The organism is Enterobacter sp. 237C8 (assembly GCF_034106865.1).
GTDB lineage: Bacteria > Pseudomonadota > Gammaproteobacteria > Enterobacterales > Enterobacteriaceae > Enterobacter > Enterobacter asburiae_B.
On the sequence record NZ_JAWNDF010000003.1, the window covers coordinates 25,493 to 48,600 of the forward strand.

The following is a 23,108-nucleotide window of genomic DNA, read 5'->3' on the forward strand; positions in this document are numbered from 1 at the left end:
CTTTTCTTCTACCGACTACCATGACCCAATTCCCTGAAGTTTCTGCTTCACGCCAGGACATCCGTCAGTTAATTCGTCAGCGCCGCCGTGCGTTAACCGCCGATCAGCAAGCGCATTTTGCCCAGCAGGCCGCCGCCCGTATGATGGCGTATCCCCCTGTCGTGATGGCGCACACCGTTGCGCTGTTTCTGTCATTTGATGGAGAGCTGGATACCCAACCGCTGATAGAGCAGCTCTGGCGCGCCGGGAAGAAGGTCTATCTGCCGGTGCTGCACCCGTTCAGCGAAGGTAATTTGCTGTTTCTGCACTATCACCCCCACAGCGAGCTGGTGGTGAATCGCCTGAAAATCACCGAGCCGAAACTCGACGTGCGCGACGTGCTCCCGCTGTCACAGCTGGATGTGCTGATTACGCCGCTGGTGGCGTTTGATGAACAGGGCCAGCGTTTAGGGATGGGCGGCGGTTTTTACGACCGGACGCTGCAAAACTGGCAGCAGTACGGGTTGCAGCCGGTGGGTTATGCGCATGATTGTCAGGGCGTAGAGGCGTTGCCGGTGGAGAAATGGGATGTGCCGTTGCCGGCGGTAGTGACGCCATCAAAGTTGTGGGAGTGGTGAATCAAACGTGCGGCGTGATGCCCTCACCCCAGCCCTCTCCCACAGGGAGAGGGTGAAAACATAAAAAACGGTAACTATCGTTACCGTTTTGCATTTATCTCGCACCATCAGTACAGCAGACGCGCGCGAATCGTCCCTTGAATCGCCTTCATGCTCTGCAGCGCTTTCTCAGCAACATCGTCATCCGCTTCGATATCAATGACCACGTAGCCCATCTGCGAGTTCGTTTGCAGATACTGCGCGGCAATGTTGACGCCCTGCTCGGCAAAGATCTGGTTGATGGCGGTCAGCACGCCAGGACGGTTTTCGTGGATGTGGAGCAGACGACGACCACCGTGCAGCGGCAGAGACACTTCCGGGAAGTTCACGGCAGAGAGCGTAGAACCGTTGTCGGAATATTTGCTCAGCTTACCCGCTACTTCCAGGCCGATATTCTCCTGCGCTTCCTGGGTAGAGCCGCCGATGTGCGGCGTCAGGATCACGTTGTCGAATTCGCACAGCGGAGAGGTAAACGGATCGCTGTTGGTCGCTGGCTCCGTCGGGAAGACGTCGATGGCCGCGCCCGCCAGGTGCTTACGCTTCAGCGCATCCGCCAGGGCCGGGATATCGACAACCGTACCGCGCGCGGCGTTGATCAGCAGTGAGCCCGGCTTCATCAGCGCCAGCTCTTCCGCGCCCATCATGTTTTTGGTGGACGCATTTTCCGGCACGTGCAGGCTCACCACGTCGCTCATGTTCAGCAGGTCAGAAAGGTGTTGAACCTGGGTAGCGTTACCCAGCGGCAGCTTGCTTTCGATATCGTAGAAAAACACGTGCATACCCAGGGATTCCGCCAGAATACCGAGCTGCGTACCGATGTGGCCGTAACCGATAATCCCCAGTTTTTTACCACGTGCTTCATATGAGCCGGACGCCAGCTTGTTCCACACGCCGCGGTGCGCCTTGGCGTTCGCTTCAGGAATGCCGCGCAGCAGCAGCAGCAGTTCGCCAATCACCAGCTCCGCCACGGAACGGGTGTTGGAGAACGGGGCGTTGAAGACGGGAATACCGCGTTTGGCGGCGGCATTCAGGTCAACCTGATTGGTACCGATGCAGAAGCAGCCGATAGCCACCAGCTTTTCCGCCGCGGCAATAACCTCTTCAGTCAGGTGAGTACGGGATCGCAGGCCAATGAAGTGGGCATCACGGATGGACGCTTTCAGCTCTTCGGTATCGAGCGCGCCTTTGTGAAATTCGATGTTGGTGTAACCTGCCGCACGAAGGCTATCGATTGCTTTTTGATGCACGCCCTCGACCAGCAGGAATTTAATCTTGTCTTTCTCCAGTGATACCTTTGCCATTTACCCGACCCTGTTTTTGTCTGAACTGATGTTGTGCTGGATATGAATCCGCTGTAGCCAACATATCAAAAAAAACTATTGCAGCAATATGAACGTTTGCGTCGGCACTCTGAAGAAAAGTCATACAGAGCAAAATGTCAGAGGAAAATGCTATGGAAATTTACAAACGCGGCAGGATCGGCAAAAGAGGCGTAAAAACGTGACACAAGTCACCGAATTTAGCTTTTCAAAAATTTTTTAGCGGGGGGAGGACTCCCCCCGTCAGATCATTTTACGATGGTTTTCACGCCGTCAGCGGTGCCGATCAGCGCCACATCCGCGCCACGGTTGGCGAATAGCCCTACGGTCACTACGCCTGGAATACCGTTGATGGCATTTTCCAGCGCAATCGCGTCAAGAATTTCCAGACCGTGAACGTCGAGGATCACGTTACCGTTGTCGGTGACTACGCCCTGACGGTATTCCGGGCGACCGCCCAGCTTCACCAGCTGACGGGCAACCGCGCTACGGGCCATTGGGATCACTTCGACCGGCAGCGGGAAATTACCCAGAATGTCGACCTGCTTGGAGGCGTCCGCGATACAGATGAACTTGTCCGCAACGGAGGCGATGATTTTTTCACGCGTCAGCGCCGCGCCGCCGCCTTTGATCATCTGCATGTGGCCGTTGATTTCATCCGCGCCATCAACGTAAATCCCCAGACGATCCACTTCGTTGAGATCGAAAACGGTAATGCCGAGGCTTTTCAGCTTTTCCGTGGAAGCATCAGAGCTGGAAACCGCGCCCTCGATTTGCCCCTTCATCGTGCCCAGCGCATCGATAAAGTGTGCCGCGGTTGATCCCGTACCGACACCGACAATGGTACCCGGCTGCACGTACTGGAGAGCGGCCCATCCTACTGCTTTTTTCAGTTCATCCTGCGTCATGATCGTTTTGCCTGTGGTGTGAAAACTCAGGGCGCATTATAGAACACGTCGAATGGAATTCGTCTGCCACGAAGGGAAAATTGTGTCATAGTGCAGAATAAGCAAAATTAAGGAGCCAGCCAGAGCAATGAAACGTCCGGACTACAGAACACTACAGGCACTTGATGCAGTTATTCGTGAACGCGGTTTTGAGCGCGCGGCGCAAAAGCTTTGCATCACCCAGTCCGCCGTATCACAGCGTATCAAACAGCTTGAAAACATGTTCGGCCAGCCGCTGCTGGTGCGTACCGTGCCGCCACGTCCAACCGAGCAAGGGCAAAAACTTCTCGCCCTGCTGCGCCAGGTTGAACTGCTGGAAGACGAGTGGCTGGGTGACGAACAAACGGGCTCTACGCCGCTGCTGCTCTCTCTGGCGGTCAACGCCGACAGCCTGGCAACCTGGCTGCTGCCGGCCCTTGCGCCGGTATTAGCGGATTCCCCTATCCGTCTGAATTTACAGGTTGAAGATGAAACCCGTACCCAGGAACGCCTGCGTCGCGGTGAAGTGGTTGGGGCGGTCAGTATCCAGCCTCAGGCCTTGCCAAGCTGTCTTGTCGATCAGCTGGGCGCGCTGGACTACCTGTTTGTGGGTTCAAAAGCCTTTGCAGAGCGCTACTTCCCGAACGGCGTCACCCGCGCCGCGCTGCTGAAAGCCCCTGCCGTGGCGTTCGACCATCTGGACGATATGCATCAGGCGTTCCTGCAGCAAAACTTCGATCTGCCGCCGGGCAGCGTGCCGTGCCATATCGTCAACTCGTCTGAAGCCTTTGTGCAGCTTGCGCGTCAGGGCACCACCTGCTGCATGATCCCGCATCTGCAGATTGAGAAAGAGTTGAAAAGCGGTGAGCTGATTGACCTCACGCCGGGGCTATATCAGCGCCGGATGCTCTACTGGCACCGGTTTGCGCCAGAAAGCCGCATGATGCGCAACGTCACCGACGCGCTGCTGGCCTACGGGCACAAGGTGTTGAGACAGGATTAATCGATTGAATTCCCTCTCCCTGCGGGAGAGGGTTAGGGTGAGGGCAAATTACTGCGCCTTAGCCGCCTCAGTTTGCTGAGTTTGAGTTGGCTCCAGCTGGAACACCACATCCACCTGATCGTCAAACTGGATGGTTGGCTGCTCGTAAGTTTCCTGAGCAGACACCGGGGCTGCATCAGCCTTCATCATCCGCACCATCGGGCTTGGCTGGTAGTTAGAGACGTGGTAACGCACGCTGTAAACCGGGCCGAGCTTGCTCTTAAAGCCAGAAGCCAGCTGTTCCGCCTGGTGAATGGCATCATCAATCGCCGCTTTACGCGCTTCGTCTTTGTATTTCTCCGGTTGCGCAACGCCCAGCGACACGGAACGAATTTCGTTCAGACCCGCCTTCAGCGCGCCATCCAGCAGCGAGTTAAGCTTATCCAGCTGACGCACGGTCACTTCGACGGTACGCACGGCACGGTAGCCTTTCAGGATGCTTTTACCATTCTGGTAGTCGTAATCGGGTTGAGTACGCAGGTTCGCGGAGTTGATATCTTTTTTACCGACACCGTTCTGCTCGAGGAAAGAGAGGTATTGCGCAACACGATCGTCAGCCTGCTTCTTGGCAGATGCCGCATCTTTCGCAGATACATTGACTTCAATTGCCAGCGTTGCGACATCGGGTACCGCGTCCACGCTTGCGGTGCCTGAAGTGACGATGTGCGGGCCATCCGGCAGTTCACTTGCCTGCACCGACACCGCACCAAAACTTACTAATGCCGCCAGGGCCATCACCTTAAACTTCACTGTTATTCCTCCATGTTGCGAAGAGTGCCCATTAACAGGGCGCATGCCAGCAAGCTTAGCGGGTCTTGTTCAGTTGTCCATAAGACAAGGATTAGTTGAACAATTCCTGTACGTGGTGAATCCCCTCTTTTGCCAGCTGAAAAGCAATAAACCACATCACCAGCCCCACCAGCGTATTAATGATGCGCTGGGCTTTGGCCGTACGCAGACGAGGAGCCAGCCATGCAGCCAGAATGGCGAGACCAAAGAACCAGAGGAAAGAGGCGCTAACCGTACCCAGCGCAAACCAGCGTTTCGGCTCAACGTCCAGCTGCCCGCCCAAGCTGCCCAGCACCACGAAGGTGTCCAGATAAACATGCGGATTAAGCCAGGTGACCGCCAGCATGGTGACGATAATCTTCCAGCGGCCCTGCTTCATGACTTCCGCACTCGCCAGTTCGAGGTTGCTGCTCATCGCGGTTTTCAGTGCACCAAAACCGTACCAGAGCAGAAACGCCACGCCGCCCCAGGTGACCAGCGCCAGCAGCCAGGGAGACTGCATGAGCAATGCGCTGCCGCCAAAAATCCCGGCACAGATCAGCAGTAAATCGCTTACCGCGCACAGCAGGGCAATCATCAGATGATACTGGCGGCGAATGCCCTGGTTCATCACAAACGCATTTTGCGGGCCAAGGGGAAGGATCATGGCCGCACCTAAGGCAAGCCCTTGAAAGTAATAAGATAACATGACGAAATTCTCACAGTATTGTCCAGGAAGGAGACTATACTGCGCGAATCACATTAGAGGAAATTGATAATATTAATTGGGGATTAGCAGCACTTATAAAAATAAAGCCCGGTGGCGCTAACGCTTACCGGGCCGGCAAGAAGTTATTCGGCTTCTTTGACTTTTTTGACGTTTACGTCCATCTGCGGGTACGGGAAGCTGATGCCGTTGGCGTCGAAGTCGCGCTTAATGCGTTCCAGAACGTCCCAGTACACGTTTTGCAGATCGCTGCTTTTGCTCCAGATACGCACCACGAAGTTAATGGAGGAAGCGCCCAGCTCGTTCAGGCGAACCGTCTGCTCTTTATCTTTCAGAATGCGATCGTCTGAGGCGATGATGTTGCTAATCAGCGACTTCACCTGATCGATGTCGGAGTCGTACGCCACGCTGATAATCAGCTCGTTACGACGCACCGGTTCACGGGAGAAGTTAATGATGTTGCCCGCGATGATTTTCCCGTTAGGCACGACCACGATGCGACCATCGACGGTACGCATGGTCGTTGAGAAAATCTGCACCTGTAGCACGGTTCCGGCAATGCCGCCAAGGTCAACGTATTCGCCGGAGCGGAACGGACGGAAGGTGACCAGCAGAACGCCAGCCGCCAGGTTTGACAGCGAGCCCTGCAGCGCCAGACCAATAGCCAGACCGGCGGCACCGAGAACGGCAATGACGGAGGCGGTCTGCACGCCCACACGGCCCAGCGCCGCAATCAGCGTAAAGGCGATAATGCCGTAGCGCACCAGCGCGGAGAGGAAGTCAGCCACCGTGGCGTCAATATTACGTGCCAGCATTACGCGGTTAACCGTGTTCGATACAATGCGCGCCACGATCATCCCGACGATGATGATGGCAATCGCCGCGACGATATTCACGGCATAGCTCAGCAGCAGCGCCTGGTTGCGCACCAGCCAGTTACCGGCGTTATTGATGCTGTCTACAACATCGAGTTGTTCCATTTATTCTTCCTTTTGTTATACCAAAACACAAAATCCATCCCCCATGGAGACAGGCAGGTCCGTAAAGGGTAAACAAAAAGCGCAAGTATTGCCAAACAGATCACAAAAACCGGCCTGGCAGAGTATTGAAAAAGCATAAAAAAAAGCCCGCATTTGCGGGCCTTCTGATGCTGTTAGCAGCTCAAATTACAGAACGTCTACCGCGTTCAGTTCTTTGAATGCCTGCTCCAGACGAGTAATCATAGAAGTCTGGGCAGCGCGCAGCCATACGCGTGGATCGTAGTATTTCTTGTTCGGCTGGTCTTCGCCTTTCGGGTTGCCCAGCTGACCCTGCAGGTAAGCTTCGTTGGTTTTGTAGTACTGCAGGATACCGTCCCATGTTGCCCACTGGGTGTCGGTATCGATGTTCATTTTCACTACGCCGTAGCTTACGGAGTCTTTGATTTCCTGAGCAGAAGAACCGGAACCGCCGTGGAAGACGAAGTTCAGGCTGTTGTGCGGCAGGTTGTGTTTCTTGGAAACATATTCCTGAGAATCACGCAGGATGGTCGGGGTCAGAACCACGTTACCTGGTTTGTAAACGCCGTGTACGTTACCGAAGGACGCTGCGATGGTGAAGCGTGGGCTGATTTTGCTCAGCTCGGTGTAAGCGTAATCAACGTCTTCTGGCTGGGTGTACAGTGCAGAAGCGTCCATGTGGCTGTTGTCCACGCCGTCTTCTTCACCACCGGTGCAACCCAGTTCGATTTCCAGAGTCATGTCCATTTTGGCCATGCGCGCCAGGTATTTGGAGCAGATTTCGATGTTTTCGTGCAGTGACTCTTCAGACAGGTCGATCATGTGAGAAGAGAACAGTGGCTTACCGGTAGCCGCGAAGTGTTTTTCACCCGCGTCCAGCAGACCGTCGATCCACGGCAGCAGTTTCTTCGCGCAGTGGTCAGTGTGCAGGATAACTGGAACACCGTAGTGCTCAGCCATCTGGTGTACGTGGTGCGCACCAGAGATAGCGCCCAGGATTGCAGCACCCTGAGGAATGTCAGTTTTCACGCCTTTACCTGCGATGAACGCAGCGCCGCCGTTAGAGAACTGAACGATAACTGGCGCTTTAACTTTAGCAGCAGTTTCCAGTACGGCGTTGATGGAGTCGGTACCCACGCAGTTAACTGCTGGCAGAGCGAAGTTGTTTTCTTTAGCTACCTGGAACACTTTCTGTACGTCATCACCAGTGATAACGCCAGGTTTTACGAAATCAAAAATTTTAGACATGTTGCTTAGTCCTGTATCTTCGGCCGTTAGAAAAGGTGCGAGCTCTTAAAAGCGCGCTGAAAATTGGGCAGGTTTCCCTGCCCTTGAATGGCTTACTTCTTAGCGCGCTCTTCGAGCATTGCTACTGCTGGCAGTACTTTGCCTTCCACGAATTCGAGGAATGCGCCGCCACCAGTGGAGATGTAGGAGATCTTGTCAGCGATACCGAACAGGTCGATTGCTGCCAGGGTGTCACCACCGCCTGCGATAGAAAACGCTTCGCTGTCTGCGATAGCGTTAGCAACGATTTCAGTACCTTTGCGGAAGTTCGGGAATTCGAACACGCCAACAGGACCGTTCCACAGGATAGTTTTTGCGTTTTTAAGGATTTCAGCCAGTTTCTGTGCAGAAACGTCGCCCAGGTCCAGAATCTGCTCTTCATCTTTGATGTCGTTAACAGATTTCAGGGTCGCGGTTGCGGTTTCGGAGAACTCGGTCGCTACGCGAACGTCAGTTGGAACCGGGATATCGCAGGTGCTCAGCAGGCGTTTGGCTTCGTCAACCAGGTCTGCTTCGTACAGGGATTTGCCCACGTTGTGGCCCTGAGCAGCAACGAAGGTGTTCGCGATACCACCGCCAACGATCAGCTGGTCAGCGATTTTAGACAGGGAATCCAGAACGGTCAGTTTGGTAGAAACTTTAGAACCACCAACGATAGCCACCATTGGACGAGCAGGTTCTTTCAGTGCTTTACCCAGCGCTTCCAGTTCGTCAGCCAGCAGAGGACCGGCGCACGCTACGTCTGCAAATTTACCGATACCGTGGGTTGACGCCTGAGCACGGTGAGCCGTACCGAATGCATCCATCACGAACACGTCGCACAGTGCAGCGTATTTTTTGGACAGAGTTTCGTCGTCTTTCTTTTCGCCTTTGTTAAAGCGAACGTTTTCCAGAACAACCAGTTCACCGGCTGCAACTTCAACGCCGTCCAGGTAATCTTTCACCAGGCGAACCGGGTTGGACAGTTTGTCTTTCAGGTAATTAACCACTGGCAGCAGAGAGAACTCTTCGTTGTACTCGCCTTCAGTTGGACGACCCAGGTGGGAGGTGACCATCACTTTCGCGCCCTGCTTCAGAGCCAGTTCGATGGTTGGCAGAGATGCACGGATACGCGCGTCGCTGGTCACTTTGCCATCTTTAACCGGTACGTTCAGATCGGCACGGATGAAAACGCGTTTACCAGCCAGATCCAGATCGGTCATCTTAATTACAGACATGGTGAATCCTCTCGTTGATTCTTAAAGTTTTGCAGACGCACAATGCGTCTTACCTGAAACCTTGAGCGGCCATTGCTAACGTGGTGTCGAGCATTCGGTTAGCAAAGCCCCATTCGTTATCACACCAGACCAGCGTCTTGATAAGGTGTGCGCCACTGACTCTCGTTTGCGTGCCATCGACGATGGCGCTGTGCGGGTCGTGGTTAAAATCTACTGAGACCAACGGTAATTCCGTATAGTCAACTATACCATGAAATGCCCCCTGTGCCGCTTTTTGCAGCAACAGGTTGACTTCACAGGCTTTTACCGGTTTTTTCACCGTCACGCTAAGGTCGATTGCGGTGACGTTAATCGTCGGAACACGCACGGCAATCGCTTCAAACCGGTCATTAAACTGCGGAAAAATTCGGGTGATCCCTGCAGCCAGTTTCGTGTCCACCGGAATGATTGACTGGCTCGCTGCGCGAGTGCGTCGTAAATCCGGATGGTAGGCGTCGATAACCTGCTGATCGTGCATGGCGGAGTGAATCGTGGTCACGGTGCCGGATTCAATGCCATACGCATCGTCTAACAGTTTGATGACCGGAATAATGCAGTTAGTGGTACAGGAGGCGTTGGAAACAATGCGGTGTTCGGCCTGCAGCTCATGCTGGTTGACGCCAAACACGACGGTCGCGTCGAGGTCGTTACTGCCGGGATGAGAAAACAGGACTTTTTTCGCGCCTGCTGCCAGATGCGCTTCGCCATGTTCACGGTTGCCGTACACGCCGGTACAGTCAAGCACCACATCCACACCCAGTTCACGCCAGGGTAGCCCGGAGATGCTGTTCTCATGCAGCACACGAATAGCGTCGTCACCAACAAAAAGTCGATCTCTTTCCTGGCGTACGTCCCAGGCAAAGCGTCCGTGGCTGGTGTCATATTTCAACAAATGCGCCATGCCCGTAGCATCCGCCAGTTCATTGATTGCCACCACGGTTATTTCCGCCCGACGTCCTGATTCATATAAAGCACGAACCACGTTACGTCCGATGCGACCGAAGCCATTAATCGCTACGCGTACGGTCATAGATCTCCTGCAAAGCAATCCCTGAGTTTGAGGTGGCTGAAAGAGTAATCCAGCTACGCCCGAAGGGGAATCCTTGCTGTCACAAACTGCGATTGATTGGTCAATTGTCGAACATTTAATCGACTGAAACGCTTCAGCAAGAATAAGCGAATCGGGGAATAAAAGGAATGTCTGTCCAGATGAATAAGCGCGCTATATGACTTGCGTCACATTTTAGGTGGAATAATGGCGGCAAGGTAAAAGCAAAACGGTAACCGAGAGGTTACCGTTTTTTAGTGTTTGCACCCTCTCCCGTGGGAGAGGGCTCGGGTGAGGGCATCAGCCCGCACCGTACAAACGATTACAGCAGTTCTTTCGCTTTCGCGACAACGTTCTCAACGGTGAAGCCGAACTCTTCGAACAGCTGTTCTGCAGGAGCAGATTCACCGAAGGTGGTCATACCGACGATAGCGCCGTTCAGACCCACGTATTTGAACCAGTAGTCAGCGATACCCGCTTCCACTGCTACACGAGCGGAAACCGCTTTAGGCAGAACGGATTCACGGTAAGCGGCATCCTGTTTGTCGAACGCATCGGTAGACGGCATGGAGACCACGCGCGCTTTCACGCCTTCGGCAGTCAGTTTTTCCCACGCGGCAACAGCCAGTTCAACTTCAGAACCGGTGGCGATGAAGATCAGCTCTGGCTGGCCCGCGCTATCTTTCAGCACGTAACCACCGCGAGCGATGTTTGCCAGCTGCTCAGGCGTACGCTCCTGCTGCGCCAGGTTCTGACGGGAGAGGATCAGCGCGGTTGGACCGTCCTGACGCTCAACGCCGTATTTCCACGCCACCGCGGATTCCACCTGGTCACATGGACGCCATGTGCTCATGTTCGGGGTCACGCGCAGGGAAGCCACCTGCTCTACCGGCTGGTGAGTTGGACCATCTTCGCCCAGACCGATGGAGTCGTGGGTGTAGACCATCACCTGACGCTGTTTCATCAGCGCGGCCATACGCACGGCGTTACGTGCGTATTCAACGAACATCAGGAAGGTAGAGGTGTACGGCAGGAAACCGCCGTGCAGGGAGATACCGTTGGCAATCGCGGTCATACCGAACTCACGCACACCGTAATGGATGTAGTTACCGGCAGTATTTTCGTTGATTGGCTTAGAACCAGACCACAGGGTCAGGTTAGATGGTGCCAGGTCAGCGGAGCCGCCCAGGAATTCTGGAAGCCATGGGCCGAACGCTTCAATCGCATTCTGAGACGCTTTACGGCTCGCGATTTTAGACGGGTTCGCCTGCAGCTTAGCGATGAATTCGTTCGCTTTCGCGTCGAAGTCAGACGGCATTTCACCTTTCATACGACGGGTGAATTCAGCCGCTTCCTGCGGGAACGCTTTCGCATAGGCAGCGAATTTCTCGTTCCAGGCCGCTTCTTTCGCCTGGCCTACTTCTTTTGCATCCCACTGAGCGTAGATCTCAGACGGGATTTCGAATGCAGGGTGTTTCCAGCCCAGCGCTTCGCGAGTCAGTGCGATTTCCGCATCACCCAATGGCGCACCGTGGGAGTCGTGAGTACCCGCTTTGTTCGGGGAGCCGAAACCGATGATGGTTTTGCACATCAGCAGGGACGGTTTGTCCGTCACCGCGCGCGCTTCTTCCACTGCACGTTTAATCGAGTCAGCATCGTGACCATCAACGCCACGCACTACGTGCCAGCCGTAGGCTTCGAAACGTGCTGCGGTGTCGTCGGTGAACCAGCCTTCAACGTGACCGTCGATGGAGATACCGTTGTCGTCATAGAACGCAACCAGTTTGCCCAGCTTCAGGGTACCTGCCAGGGAGCACACTTCGTGAGAAATGCCTTCCATCATGCAGCCGTCGCCCATGAACGCGTAGGTGAAGTGGTCTACGATGTCGTGACCAGGACGGTTGAACTGCGCCGCCAGCGTCTTCTCGGCAATCGCCATACCCACAGCGTTAGCAATACCCTGACCCAGCGGACCGGTGGTGGTTTCTACGCCAGCGGTGTAACCCACTTCCGGGTGACCTGGAGTTTTAGAGTGCAGCTGACGGAAGTTTTTCAGCTCTTCGATAGGCAGATCGTAGCCGGTGAGATGCAGCAGGCTATAGATCAGCATAGAGCCGTGGCCGTTGGACAGCACGAAGCGGTCGCGGTCAGCCCATGACGGGTTCTGCGGGTTGTGGTTCAGGAAATCACGCCACAGGACTTCGGCGATATCAGCCATACCCATAGGAGCCCCTGGGTGGCCGGATTTGGCTTTCTGTACTGCGTCCATGCTCAGCGCACGAATAGCATTAGCAAGCTCTTTACGTGAGGACATTTTAACTCCAGATCGGACTGTTAAAGGCCATGCCCTTGACGACAGCGCGTTTTGGGCTACGCCGGAAAAAAGTGCCAACAATGTAACCCAAGCCGCAAGTCATGTACATGGAGCATTCTTTTGCTTGTTAAGAAATCTCTGGATCATGCTCGCATGTTGCGCAATCTGCTCGCCCGGCCCTGTAGATATTCCTTATACTTAGCCCGACACCGGCTTCGCTGACGGTGCCCTTTTCGGATTTTATTCAGTTTAACGAGTACGGAAGCAACCTCATGAAAATGCGTGCAATAGTGCTGACCCTGGGTACAACGCTCCTGCTGAGCGGCTGTCAGAATATGGATTCTAACGGTCTGATGACGTCAGGTGCAGAGGCCTTTCAGGCCTATTCCCTGAGCGATGCGCAGGTGAAAGCGCTGAGCGACCAGGCCTGTAAAGATATGGACGGAAAAGCCACGCTTGCGTCGGCTAACAGTACCTACACGCAGCGTCTGAATAAGATTGCTTCCGCGCTGGGCGACAACATCAACGGCCAGCCCGTGAACTACAAGGTGTACATGGCGAAAGATGTCAACGCCTTCGCGATGGCGAACGGCTGTATCCGTGTCTACAGCGGGCTGATGGACATGATGACCGACAACGAAGTGGAAGCGGTCATCGGCCACGAAATGGGCCACGTTGCCCTGGGCCACGTGAAGAAAGGGATGCAGGTTGCCCTGGGGACCAATGCCATCCGCGCAGCGGCGGCCTCTGCGGGCGGTATCGTTGGCAGCCTGTCGCAGTCACAGCTTGGCGACGTGGGTGAAAAGCTGGTTAACTCTCAGTTCTCACAGCGTCAGGAGTCCGAGGCGGATGACTACTCCTACGATCTGTTGCGCAAACGCGGCATTAATCCATCAGGCTTAGCCACCAGCTTCGAAAAACTGGCCAAGCTGGAAGCCGGACGCCAAAGCTCCATGTTTGACGATCACCCGGCCTCAGAAGAACGCGCACAGCATATTCGCGACCGTATGGCCGCAGACGGAATTAAATAATTTTGGAAGGAGGCAGATTTGCCTCCTTTTTATTTCGCATGAATTGTTAACTTAACAGCACGTATCGACAACACCCCTGAAAGCCCCGCCAAATCTGCCTTATCACCTTGAAATGTCTGGTCACATAATTATTGCAAAGGTCACTTTTTCCGGTAATTATCACCCCCGCAGTTATTCAAATTACTATATCCAGACAGAGACGTTCCCTCCGTGAAAAAAGAATTATCATTAATTGCTTTAAGTTTATTTGCTGCATTACCTGCCGCTGCAAGCCAGCAATCCGACAGCCAGGGTTTTATTGACGACAGCCATCTGGATCTGTTTTTACGCAATGCGTATATCAGCCGCGACTACCATCAGGGCCAGCAGGACAAAGCCGAGTGGGGTCAGGGGATCATCGCCACGTTTGCATCCGGCTATACCGAAGGGCTGGTGGGCTTTGGCGTGGACGGTATTGCTCAATACGGCGTGCGCCTGGACGGCGGCCGTGGCAAAAGCGGCGCAGGTGGCATCGACTTCTTTAAACAGGAAGAGGATGGCCGGGCAAAATCCGATCTGGCAAAGTTTGGCGCCACCGCCAAAATGCGTATATCAAACACCGTGCTGAGCTACGGAAATCAGCGTCCAGAGCTGCCTGTCATCAATGCCGACAGCTCCCGCCTGCTGTTTGAAAGCTACACCGGCACCATGCTGACCTCGAAAGAGATCGACGGTCTGGAAATCAACGCCGGTTACTTCACCGACGAGCAGCGTAAAAGCGATGACCGCCACGACAGCGGGCTGAAGAGCCTCTCCTTCGGCGGTGCGAGCTATCAGTTTAACGACCAGTTCAGCGGCGCGCTGTACGCCTCTCATAATGAAGAGGTGATGAACAAGCAGTACCTGGGCATGAACTTCAAACAGCCGTTCAGCACCGGGCAGCAGCTGGTGCTCGACTTCAACGGCTATAACTCCCGTCTGGATCAGGGTTACGCGGACAGCCTCGACACGGGCCGCAGCAACACCATCTGGAGCCTGGCGGCGAGCTACATCTGGGACATTCACACGTTCAAAGTGGCGTACCAGCAGAGCAGCGGCAGCACCGGTTACAACTACGGCGGCTATCGTGACAAGGGCGGCGTGGGTGACGGCGGAAACACCATCTGGCTGGCGAACTCCTACTGGTCTGATTTTAACGGCGAAGACGAACGTTCCTGGCAGGCATCCTACGGTCTGGACTTTGGCGGTCTTGGCTTACCGGGCCTGAGCTGGACCACTGCCTACGTACGTGGGGATAATATTAAAACCTCTGAAACCAGCAACGGCAAAGAGCACGAGTGGTTTAACCAGATCCAGTACCAGGTGCAGGATGGTCCGGCGAAGGATCTGAAGCTTAAACTGCGCTACTCCGTACTGCGCGTCTCCGGCAACGCCAGCGAGTACAACGTGGGCGGGGACGAGATCCGGGCTTATGTGGAATACCCGTTTAACGTGTTCTGAAGGCAATAAAAAACCTCTCAATAGAGAGGTTTTTTTTCACGCAAGGTGAGGCTTATTCGCCTTTTTTGGCTGCCTGAATGTAGAGCATTTCCAGCGCCAGAGTCGCTGCGGCCAGCGCGGTGATCTCGGACTGGTCATACGCAGGCGCCACTTCCACCACGTCCATCCCGACAATGTTCAGATCCTTCAGGCCGCGCACCAGCTTGATGGCACGATCTGAGGTCAAACCGCCGATGACCGGCGTACCGGTACCCGGAGCAAATGCCGGATCCAGACAGTCGATGTCGAAGGTCAGATACACGGGCATATCACCCACGATCTGCTTCACCTGAGCGATGATGTCGTCGACGCCGCGATCGTTAACCTGCCCCGCATCCAGCACGGTGAAACCGTTGTCTTTGTCGAACTCGGTGCGAATGCCGATCTGCACGGAGTGGTTCGGGTCGATCAGACCTTCGTTCGGCGCGGTGAAGAACATGGTGCCGTGGTCAAACTCGCAGCCGTTCGCGTAGGTGTCGGTATGTGCATCGAAGTGCACCAGCGCCATTTTACCGAAGTGCTTCGCATGGGCGCGCAGCAGCGGCAGGGTCACGAAGTGGTCGCCGCCGAAGGAGAGCATGCGCTTACCGGCAGCCAGCAGCTTCTCGGCGTGCGCCTGCAGCTTCTCGCTCATCTCACGCGCGTCGCCGAAGGCGTACACCAGGTCACCGCAGTCCACCACGTTCAGGCGCTCGCGCATGTCAAAGTTCCATGGGAAGCGGTTATGCTCCCAGGCCAGGTTAGTGGAAACCTGACGAATCGCTGCCGGGCCGTGACGACCACCCGCGCGGCCAGATGTTGCCATATCGAACGGCACGCCGGTGATCACCCAGTCAGCGTCGCTGTCGTACGGCTGGAAGTTCATCGGAAGGCGTAAAAAACCAAACGCGTTAGATACCAGAGAGTTATCGTACTGATGACCTAAAGTGCTCATGTCCTGACCTCTTTTAAAGTCGATACATTAAAAACAGATGAAAAAAAATCCCCTCCGCGTCGTTAAACCCGACGAGGAAGGGATTGATTCGTAAATCGCTTATTGGGGCGAATTATCGCCGGTAATGCATACGGGTTCAAGTGAGTATAGGGCATTGTGCGGTCTGATGCCCTCACCCCGCCCTCTCCCTGTGGGAGAGGGCGTTTTCCTACTCGTCTTCCAGGTAGGTGTACCCGTACAGGCCCGCTTCAAACTCTTCCAGGAACTGCTGCTGGAGCGCATCGTCCAGACCGGTGTTTTTCACCTGGTCGCGGAACTGAGTGAGCAGTTTTTTCGGATCCAGCTGAACGTATTCCAGCATGTCCGCCACGGTGTCTCCTTCATCGGACAGCTCGATTTCCACGTTGCCGTCAGGGAACACGAACACGTCCACCGCTTCGGTATCACCGAACAGGTTGTGCATGTTGCCGAGGATCTCCTGATAAGCGCCGACCATAAAGAAGCCCAGCATCGGCGGGTTCTCCGGGTCGTATTCCGGCATTGGCATCGTCGTTGCGATACCGTCGCCGTCAACGTAGTGGTCGATGGCACCGTCGGAGTCACAGGTGATGTCCAGCAGCACCGCACGGCGTTCCGGCGCGTGGTTCAGCCCTTCCAGCGGCAGAACCGGGAACAGCTGGTCGATACCCCAGGCATCCGGCATCGACTGGAACAGCGAGAAGTTGACGTAAATCTTGTCCGCCATACGCTCCTGCAGCTCGTCGATAATCGGACGGTGCGCGCGGTTGCTCGGGTCGAGCTGTTTCTGCACTTCATGGCACATGTTCAGGTAGAGCTGTTCCGCCCACGCGCGCTCCTGCAGGCTGAAGGTGCCTGAAGAATAACCCACGTGAATGTCATGCAGATCCATCTGGCTGTCGTGCAGCCATTCGCGCAGGGAACGACGCGTGCCCGGCTCGTGCATTTCCTGCCAGGTTTCCCACATGCTTTGCAGGGAACGCGGAGCATCGTCTGCCGGAGGCGTCGCCTCGGAGATTTCGCTACGCTCAACGCCGATGATGTTAGAGACCAGCACCGTATGGTGCGCGGTCACCGCGCGACCGGATTCGGTGATCACCGTCGGGTGCGGCAAGCCGTTCTCTTCACAGGCATCACCGATTGCCCAGATGATGTTGTTCGCGTATTCGTTCAGGCCGTAGTTCACGGAACAGTCAGACTGCGAGCGGGTCCCTTCGTAGTCCACGCCCAGGCCGCCGCCCACGTCGAAGCACTGAATATTTACGCCGAGCTTGTGCAGCTCAACGTAGAAACGCGCTGACTCACGCACGCCGGTGGCGATGTCGCGAATATTGGCCATCTGCGAGCCGAGGTGGAAGTGCAGCAGCTGAATGCTGTCCAGACGACCGCGCTCGCGCAGGATTTCCACCAGCTGCAGCACCTGGTTTGCCGCCAGGCCGAACTTGGATTTCTCGCCGCCGGAGGACTGCCATTTACCGGAACCTTGTGACGCCAGACGCGCACGCACGCCAAGGCGCGGCACCACGTTCAGACGTTCGGCCTCTTCCAGCACGATGGCGATTTCGGTCATTTTTTCGATAACCAGATAGACCTTGTGGCCCATCTTTTCGCCGATCAGCGCCAGACGAATGTATTCACGGTCTTTATAGCCGTTACAGACGATCACTGAACGGGTCATGCCCGCATGCGCCAGAACCGCCATCAGCTCCGCTTTGGAGCCTGCTTCCAGGCCCAGCGGCTCGCCGGAGTGGATCAGGGATTCAATCACGCGGCGGTGCTGGTTCACCTTGATCGGGTAAACCAGGAAATAGTCGCCTTTATAGCCGTAGGACTCACGCGCGCGCTTGAACGCGGCGTTAATAGAACGCAGGCGATGTTGCAGGATCTGCGGGAAGCAGAACAGTGCAGGCAAACGCTGGCCCTGAGCCTCACGGGCTTTCACCAGTTTCGCGAGATCCACGCGCGCTTCAGGGACGTCCGGATCCGGGCAGACGCTGATGTGGCCCAGTTCGTTGACGTCGTAGTAGTTATTGCCCCACCAGGCAATATTGTAAGTGCGCAGCATCTTGCTGGCTTCCTCGGAGCTCATCGCAACCTCCTGCATAGAACGTAGTACACCCTGTTCGCCCGCTGACGAAGGCGAAAAAGAAGACATGTCGTCAGACATAGCGAACCTCAACTCTTTGTAATAAGTGTAAAACAGTTGACTACTATCGCAGCGTTATACGGCGATAACAACCCATAAACGGCTCCGTTTCCCAGCAGAGTATGCTGAAAACCAGACCGTGCGACCGGTTTCTTATTCATATCATTGTAAAACACGTATCCGAACTCTGTATGACAAGGTTCGGCGAAACCACGAGAAAACTCTTGTATTAACAAGAGCGCCCTTGTTCAGTTTTCACAAAGCGTGACCGGCCCTGGAATCCTGAGAAGCGCCGAGATGGGTATAACATCGGCAGGTTTGCAGACTAGAAATGCGGGTTGCGGGAATCAAATACGCGCCAGAACGGCTGCGCTGAATGTGCGGAAAACGATGGTTCATTATCTCGTATCACCTCCACGGCCGCCTCTGTTGAAACGGACCACAAGCCAAAGCTAAAAGTTCACTGCTTAACCCGGCTGGAAGTGGCGACACGATGAGTTCATCGAGCGCTTATTTTATATGAGCCGCGCGCCGCGTTTTATACCGAGAACAGGGGTAAAAAGCAAAAGATAAATGTGCGTGTTGCCGGGGCCGTCAGGAATTATTGCCAGCAGCAATTTCAACTGAGTGAGAGGTTAGTCAAAAAAAACTGGAAATCGGGCGAAGAAGTGACCTAAAATAGCCGTCCAGATGTTAATCCATCTATACTGATTAACACTCATACTGCCAGTGTCAAAAACCTGCAGGCCTTGGTAGAATTATCTCCTTTGGCTATTCCGCACAGCAGCTTGAGCTAACCAAATTCCTCTTAGGTGAAATAAAACATGGCAAAACACCTGTTTACGTCCGAGTCCGTATCAGAAGGACATCCTGATAAAATTGCTGACCAAATCTCCGATGCGGTGCTGGATGCGATCCTGGCGCAGGATCCTAAAGCGCGCGTAGCGTGCGAAACCTATGTCAAAACCGGCATGGTTCTGGTTGGCGGTGAGATCACCACCAGCGCATGGGTTGATATCGAAGAGATCACCCGTAATACGGTGCGTGAGATCGGCTATGTGCATTCTGATATGGGCTTTGATGCCAACTCCTGCGCGGTTCTGAGCGCGATTGGCAAACAGTCTCCAGACATCAACCAGGGCGTTGACCGTGCCGATCCGCTGGAACAGGGCGCGGGCGACCAGGGCCTGATGTTTGGCTATGCAACCAACGAAACCGACGTGCTGATGCCAGCACCGGTCACCTACGCACACCGTCTGGTGCAGCGTCAGGCTGAAGTGCGTAAAAACGGCACCCTGCCGTGGCTGCGCCCGGATGCGAAAAGCCAGGTCACCTTCCAGTATGACGATGGCAAAATCGTCGGTATTGACGCGGTGGTTCTGTCTACCCAGCACTCCGAAGATATCGATCAGAAATCCCTGCAGGAAGCAGTGATGGAAGAGATCATCAAGCCGGTTCTGCCGACCGAATGGCTGAGCTCTGCGACCAAATTCTTCATCAACCCAACCGGACGCTTCGTTATCGGCGGCCCAATGGGTGACTGCGGTCTGACCGGTCGTAAAATCATCGTTGATACCTACGGCGGCATGGCGCGTCACGGTGGCGGTGCGTTCTCCGGTAAAGATCCGTCTAAAGTTGACCGTTCTGCGGCGTACGCGGCACGTTATGTGGCGAAAAACATTGTTGCAGCCGGCCTGGCTGACCGCTGTGAGATCCAGGTTTCCTACGCGATCGGCGTAGCTGAGCCAACCTCCATCATGGTTGAAACCTTCGGTACCGAGAAAGTGCCTTCAGAACAGCTGACGCTGCTGGTGCGCGAGTTCTTCGACCTGCGTCCATACGGCCTGATTCAGATGCTGGATCTGCTGCACCCAATCTACAAAGAAACCGCGGCATACGGTCACTTTGGTCGTGAACATTTCCCATGGGAAAAAACCGACAAAGCCGCCCTGCTGCGTGAAGCTGCCGGTCTGAAGTAATCGACTGACATCTGCGTGATAAAAGGCCAGCCTTCGGGCTGGCCTTTTTTTGTAGGTGGCGCCGCAAAGGTGCACATATGGTACCGATTACACCGCACCGGATGCGCCTCGCTTTCAGAACATTCTCTTTGCATGATCGCCTTTCTTCTGCTGTTACATCGCCTTTCAGTTAAGTCTGAAATGTGTTCTTTCGCGATGCATATCACCTCGTTTACCTCTATATTTTCAAAGCTTTAATTATTTTTACGTTTGCACGCTAGTGTAACCGATTACACCTATGTGATTAATCTCACATATTTTTACGGGTCACTCACCTACCCTTTACATCAATAAAACTGATAACCCAACTGGAGGGCATAATGCCTGACAATAAAAAACAGGGGCGTAGGTCCAACAAGGCGATGACATTCTTCGTCTGTTTCCTCGCCGCCCTGGCAGGATTACTTTTTGGCCTGGATATCGGCGTGATTGCCGGTGCATTACCTTTCATCACTGACGAGTTCCAGATCAGCGCTCACACCCAGGAGTGGGTGGTCAGCTCCATGATGTTTGGCGCCGCAGTGGGTGCCGTCGGCAGCGGCTGGCTCTCCTTCAAGCTCGGGCGTAAAAAGAGCCTGATGATCGGCGCGATCCTGTTCGTTGCCGGTTCACTCTTCTCTGCCGCTGCGCCTAACGTTGAGGTTCTGCTGGTTTCCCGCGTGCTGCTCGGCCTGGCCGTGGGCGTGGCGTCCTATACCGCCCCGCTTTACCTGTCTGAAATCGCGCCGGAGAAAATCCGCGGCAGTATGATTTCGATGTACCAGCTCATGATCACCATCGGTATTTTGGGCGCGTACCTTTCCGACACCGCGTTTAGCTACAGCGGCGCATGGCGCTGGATGCTCGGCGTGATCATCATCCCGGCCATTCTGCTGCTGATTGGCGTCTTTTTCCTGCCGGACAGCCCGCGCTGGTTCGCCGCCAAACGCCGATTCCACGATGCCGAACGCGTACTGATGCGCCTGCGCGACACCAGCGCCGAAGCGAAAAACGAGCTGGAAGAGATCCGCGAAAGCCTGAAGGTCAAACAGTCCGGCTGGGCGCTGTTTAAAGAGAACAGCAACTTCCGCCGCGCGGTGTTCCTCGGCGTGCTGCTTCAGGTCATGCAGCAGTTCACCGGGATGAACGTCATCATGTATTACGCGCCAAAAATCTTTGAGCTGGCGGGCTATACCAACACCACCGAGCAGATGTGGGGGACCGTCATCGTGGGTCTGACCAACGTGCTGGCGACCTTTATCGCCATCGGTCTGGTGGACCGCTGGGGACGTAAGCCAACTCTGACGCTGGGCTTCCTGGTGATGGCGGCCGGTATGGGTGTCCTCGGTACCATGATGCATGTGGGCATTCACTCACCAACCGCCCAGTACTTTGCGGTCGGCATGCTGCTGATGTTTATCGTCGGGTTTGCGATGAGCGCCGGCCCGCTGATTTGGGTGCTGTGCTCTGAGATCCAGCCGCTGAAAGGGCGTGATTTTGGTATCACCTGCTCTACCGCAACCAACTGGATTGCCAACATGATCGTCGGCGCAACGTTCCTGACCATGCTCAATACCCTGGGCAACGCGAACACCTTCTGGGTCTACGCTGGTCTGAACATCTTCTTTATTGTGCTGACTATCTGGCTGGTTCCAGAAACCAAACACGTTTCTCTGGAACATATTGAACGTAACCTGATGAAAGGTCGTCCTCTGCGCGAAATCGGCGCCCACGACTAATCCTCATGCGGGAGGCGCCTCTTGCGCCTCCCCGCTTCGCGCTTTATGCTCTGCCCCTATGAAAGCACCCCGTCTCCCCATCGCCCTTCAGCAAGCCGTTATGCGCAGCCTGCGGGAAAAACTCGCCCAGGCGAACCTGAAGCTCGGCCGTAATTACCCTGAACCTAAGATCGTATATCAGCAGCGCGGAACCGCAGCGGGTACTGCCTGGCTCGAGCCCTATGAGATCCGCCTTAACCCGGTGCTGATGATGGAAAACCAGCAGGCGTTTATCGAGGAAGTGGTACCGCACGAGCTGGCGCATCTGCTGGTGTGGAAACACTTCGGACGCGTCGCGCCCCACGGCAAGGAGTGGAAGTGGATGATGGAAGCGGTGCTCGGCGTTCCGGCACGCCGTACCCATCAGTTCGAGCTGGAATCGGTGCGCCGCAATACCTTCCCCTACCGCTGCCAGTGTCAGCAGCACCAGCTTACCGTCCGCCGCCATAATCGCGTGGTGCGCGGCGAGGCGACCTACCGCTGCGTCAAATGCGGCGAGCCGCTGGTTGCGGAATAATCATCTGAACTTTCAGGAACTTTCCTGATCTGACTGATTGCATACGGGAACAACATTCGTTACGTTGCGGGCTCGTTTTGACACGGAGTGTAAGATGTCCCGTAATTTTTCTCTCGCGGTCGCCTTTCTGACGACGGCGCTCTCAGGCCATGCTCTGGCCGACGGTATCAACAGTTTTTCCCAGGCTAAGGCAGCAGGCGTAAAGGTAAACGCCGATGTGCCGGGCGATTTCTACTGCGGCTGTAAAATTAACTGGCAGGGTAAAAAAGGGGTCGTTGACCTTGAGTCCTGCGGCTATAAGGTGCGTAAAAATGAAAACCGCGCCAGCCGCATTGAATGGGAACATGTCGTTCCGGCCTGGCAGTTTGGCCACCAGCGCCAGTGCTGGCAGGATGGCGGACGTAAAAACTGCGCCAAAGATCCGGTTTATCGCCAGATGGAAAGCGATATGCATAACCTGCAGCCTGCCGTCGGTGAAGTGAACGGCGACCGAGGTAATTTCATGTACAGCCAGTGGAACGGTGGTGAAGGCCAGTACGGCCAGTGCGGTATGAAGGTTGATTTTAAAGAGAAAGTCGCCGAGCCCCCTGCCCGCGCGCGCGGCAGTATCGCCCGCACCTACTTCTATATGCGTGACCGTTACGACCTCAACCTCTCCCGCCAGCAGACGCAGCTGTTCAACGCCTGGGACAAGCAGTATCCGGTGACGGAGTGGGAATGCCAGCGCGACGAACGTATCGCCAGAGTCCAGGGGAATCACAACCCTTACGTCCAGCGGGCTTGCCAGGCGCAAAAGAGCTAACCTACACTACGGCAATTCGCTTATAT

General features: G+C 55.1%; 20 protein-coding genes. 8 read left to right on the plus strand and 12 right to left on the minus strand.

Features of this window, described 5'->3' with window-relative positions; translation table 11 throughout:
- The first annotated feature begins 20 nt into the window (after positions 1–20).
- Complete coding sequence (locus tag USF70_RS11825) at positions 21–617, plus strand: 5-formyltetrahydrofolate cyclo-ligase (RefSeq protein WP_032660084.1); 597 nt, start codon at positions 21–23, stop codon at positions 615–617.
- Positions 618–724: 107 nt separating this feature from the next.
- Here USF70_RS11825 and serA read toward each other — a convergent pair whose 3' ends face one another.
- Positions 725–1,957, minus strand: coding sequence for a phosphoglycerate dehydrogenase (gene serA / locus USF70_RS11830; protein WP_023309113.1), 1,233 nt, complete (start codon positions 1,955–1,957; stop codon positions 725–727).
- Positions 1,958–2,223: 266 nt separating this feature from the next.
- Positions 2,224–2,883: a ribose-5-phosphate isomerase RpiA gene (rpiA, locus tag USF70_RS11835; protein ID WP_003860091.1), complete on the minus strand. Its 660-nt coding sequence runs from the start codon at positions 2,881–2,883 to the stop codon at positions 2,224–2,226.
- A 127-nt stretch (positions 2,884–3,010) separates the two neighbouring features.
- Here rpiA and argP point away from each other — a divergent pair, with 127 nt between their 5' ends.
- Positions 3,011–3,904, plus strand: coding sequence for a DNA-binding transcriptional regulator ArgP (gene argP / locus USF70_RS11840; RefSeq protein WP_008499727.1), 894 nt, complete (start codon positions 3,011–3,013; stop codon positions 3,902–3,904).
- Between the two features lie 48 nt (positions 3,905–3,952).
- Here argP and USF70_RS11845 read toward each other — a convergent pair whose 3' ends face one another.
- The 7 genes from USF70_RS11845 to tkt form a co-directional block, all read right to left on the minus strand.
- The gene (locus USF70_RS11845) at positions 3,953–4,693 is read right to left on the minus strand and encodes an oxidative stress defense protein (protein ID WP_023309114.1); all 741 of its coding nucleotides are present in this window, start codon (positions 4,691–4,693) and stop codon (positions 3,953–3,955) included.
- 91 nt (positions 4,694–4,784) lie between these two features.
- Complete coding sequence (gene argO / locus USF70_RS11850) at positions 4,785–5,420, minus strand: arginine exporter ArgO (protein WP_021242063.1); 636 nt, start codon at positions 5,418–5,420, stop codon at positions 4,785–4,787.
- 143 nt (positions 5,421–5,563) lie between these two features.
- Positions 5,564–6,418, minus strand: a complete 855-nt coding sequence (mscS, locus tag USF70_RS11855) for a small-conductance mechanosensitive channel MscS (RefSeq protein ID WP_033146600.1) — start codon at positions 6,416–6,418, stop codon at positions 5,564–5,566.
- Between the two features lie 186 nt (positions 6,419–6,604).
- A complete protein-coding gene (gene fbaA, locus USF70_RS11860) occupies positions 6,605–7,684 on the minus strand; it encodes a class II fructose-bisphosphate aldolase (protein ID WP_032660076.1) in 1,080 nt (359 codons plus the stop codon).
- Between the two features lie 92 nt (positions 7,685–7,776).
- Entirely contained in the window at positions 7,777–8,940 is a 1,164-nt protein-coding gene (pgk, locus tag USF70_RS11865; protein WP_023333323.1) for a phosphoglycerate kinase, read from the minus strand.
- 49 nt (positions 8,941–8,989) lie between these two features.
- Complete coding sequence (gene epd / locus USF70_RS11870; protein ID WP_032660071.1) at positions 8,990–10,009, minus strand: erythrose-4-phosphate dehydrogenase; 1,020 nt, start codon at positions 10,007–10,009, stop codon at positions 8,990–8,992.
- Positions 10,010–10,349: 340 nt separating this feature from the next.
- Positions 10,350–12,341: a transketolase gene (gene tkt / locus USF70_RS11875; RefSeq protein ID WP_221702983.1), complete on the minus strand. Its 1,992-nt coding sequence runs from the start codon at positions 12,339–12,341 to the stop codon at positions 10,350–10,352.
- Between the two features lie 272 nt (positions 12,342–12,613).
- On the opposite strand from tkt, the gene USF70_RS11880 reads away from it, so the two are divergent.
- Entirely contained in the window at positions 12,614–13,372 is a 759-nt protein-coding gene (locus USF70_RS11880; protein WP_033146602.1) for a M48 family metallopeptidase, read from the plus strand.
- 210 nt (positions 13,373–13,582) lie between these two features.
- Positions 13,583–14,851 carry an OprD family outer membrane porin gene (locus tag USF70_RS11885; protein ID WP_094935385.1) on the plus strand — a complete coding sequence of 423 codons (1,269 nt, stop codon included), beginning with the start codon at positions 13,583–13,585 and terminating at the stop codon, positions 14,849–14,851.
- A gap of 52 nt (positions 14,852–14,903) precedes the next feature.
- On the opposite strand, the gene speB is transcribed toward USF70_RS11885, so the two are convergent.
- From speB to yqgB, 3 genes are all read right to left on the minus strand, one after another.
- Positions 14,904–15,824 (minus strand): agmatinase, encoded by a 921-nt coding sequence (gene speB, locus USF70_RS11890; RefSeq protein ID WP_014071686.1) that lies wholly within the window; start codon positions 15,822–15,824, stop codon positions 14,904–14,906.
- A 208-nt stretch (positions 15,825–16,032) separates the two neighbouring features.
- Positions 16,033–18,009 (minus strand): biosynthetic arginine decarboxylase, encoded by a 1,977-nt coding sequence (gene speA, locus USF70_RS11895; RefSeq protein WP_023309121.1) that lies wholly within the window; start codon positions 18,007–18,009, stop codon positions 16,033–16,035.
- A gap of 8 nt (positions 18,010–18,017) precedes the next feature.
- On the minus strand, positions 18,018–18,149 hold the full coding sequence (gene yqgB, locus USF70_RS11900) for an acid stress response protein YqgB (RefSeq protein ID WP_127341063.1): 132 nt from the start codon (positions 18,147–18,149) through the stop codon (positions 18,018–18,020).
- 663 nt (positions 18,150–18,812) lie between these two features.
- On the opposite strand from yqgB, the gene metK reads away from it, so the two are divergent.
- The 4 genes from metK to endA all read left to right on the plus strand — a co-directional run bounded on the left by metK (position 18,813) and on the right by endA (position 23,082).
- Complete coding sequence (gene metK / locus USF70_RS11910; RefSeq protein ID WP_010435443.1) at positions 18,813–19,967, plus strand: methionine adenosyltransferase; 1,155 nt, start codon at positions 18,813–18,815, stop codon at positions 19,965–19,967.
- 359 nt (positions 19,968–20,326) lie between these two features.
- The gene (gene galP, locus USF70_RS11915; protein ID WP_320735653.1) at positions 20,327–21,724 is read left to right on the plus strand and encodes a galactose/proton symporter; all 1,398 of its coding nucleotides are present in this window, start codon (positions 20,327–20,329) and stop codon (positions 21,722–21,724) included.
- A gap of 58 nt (positions 21,725–21,782) precedes the next feature.
- A complete protein-coding gene (locus USF70_RS11920; protein WP_029739221.1) occupies positions 21,783–22,280 on the plus strand; it encodes a SprT family zinc-dependent metalloprotease in 498 nt (165 codons plus the stop codon).
- Between the two features lie 94 nt (positions 22,281–22,374).
- Positions 22,375–23,082, plus strand: a complete 708-nt coding sequence (gene endA / locus USF70_RS11925; protein WP_023333343.1) for a deoxyribonuclease I — start codon at positions 22,375–22,377, stop codon at positions 23,080–23,082.
- Positions 23,083–23,108: the final 26 nt, after the last annotated feature.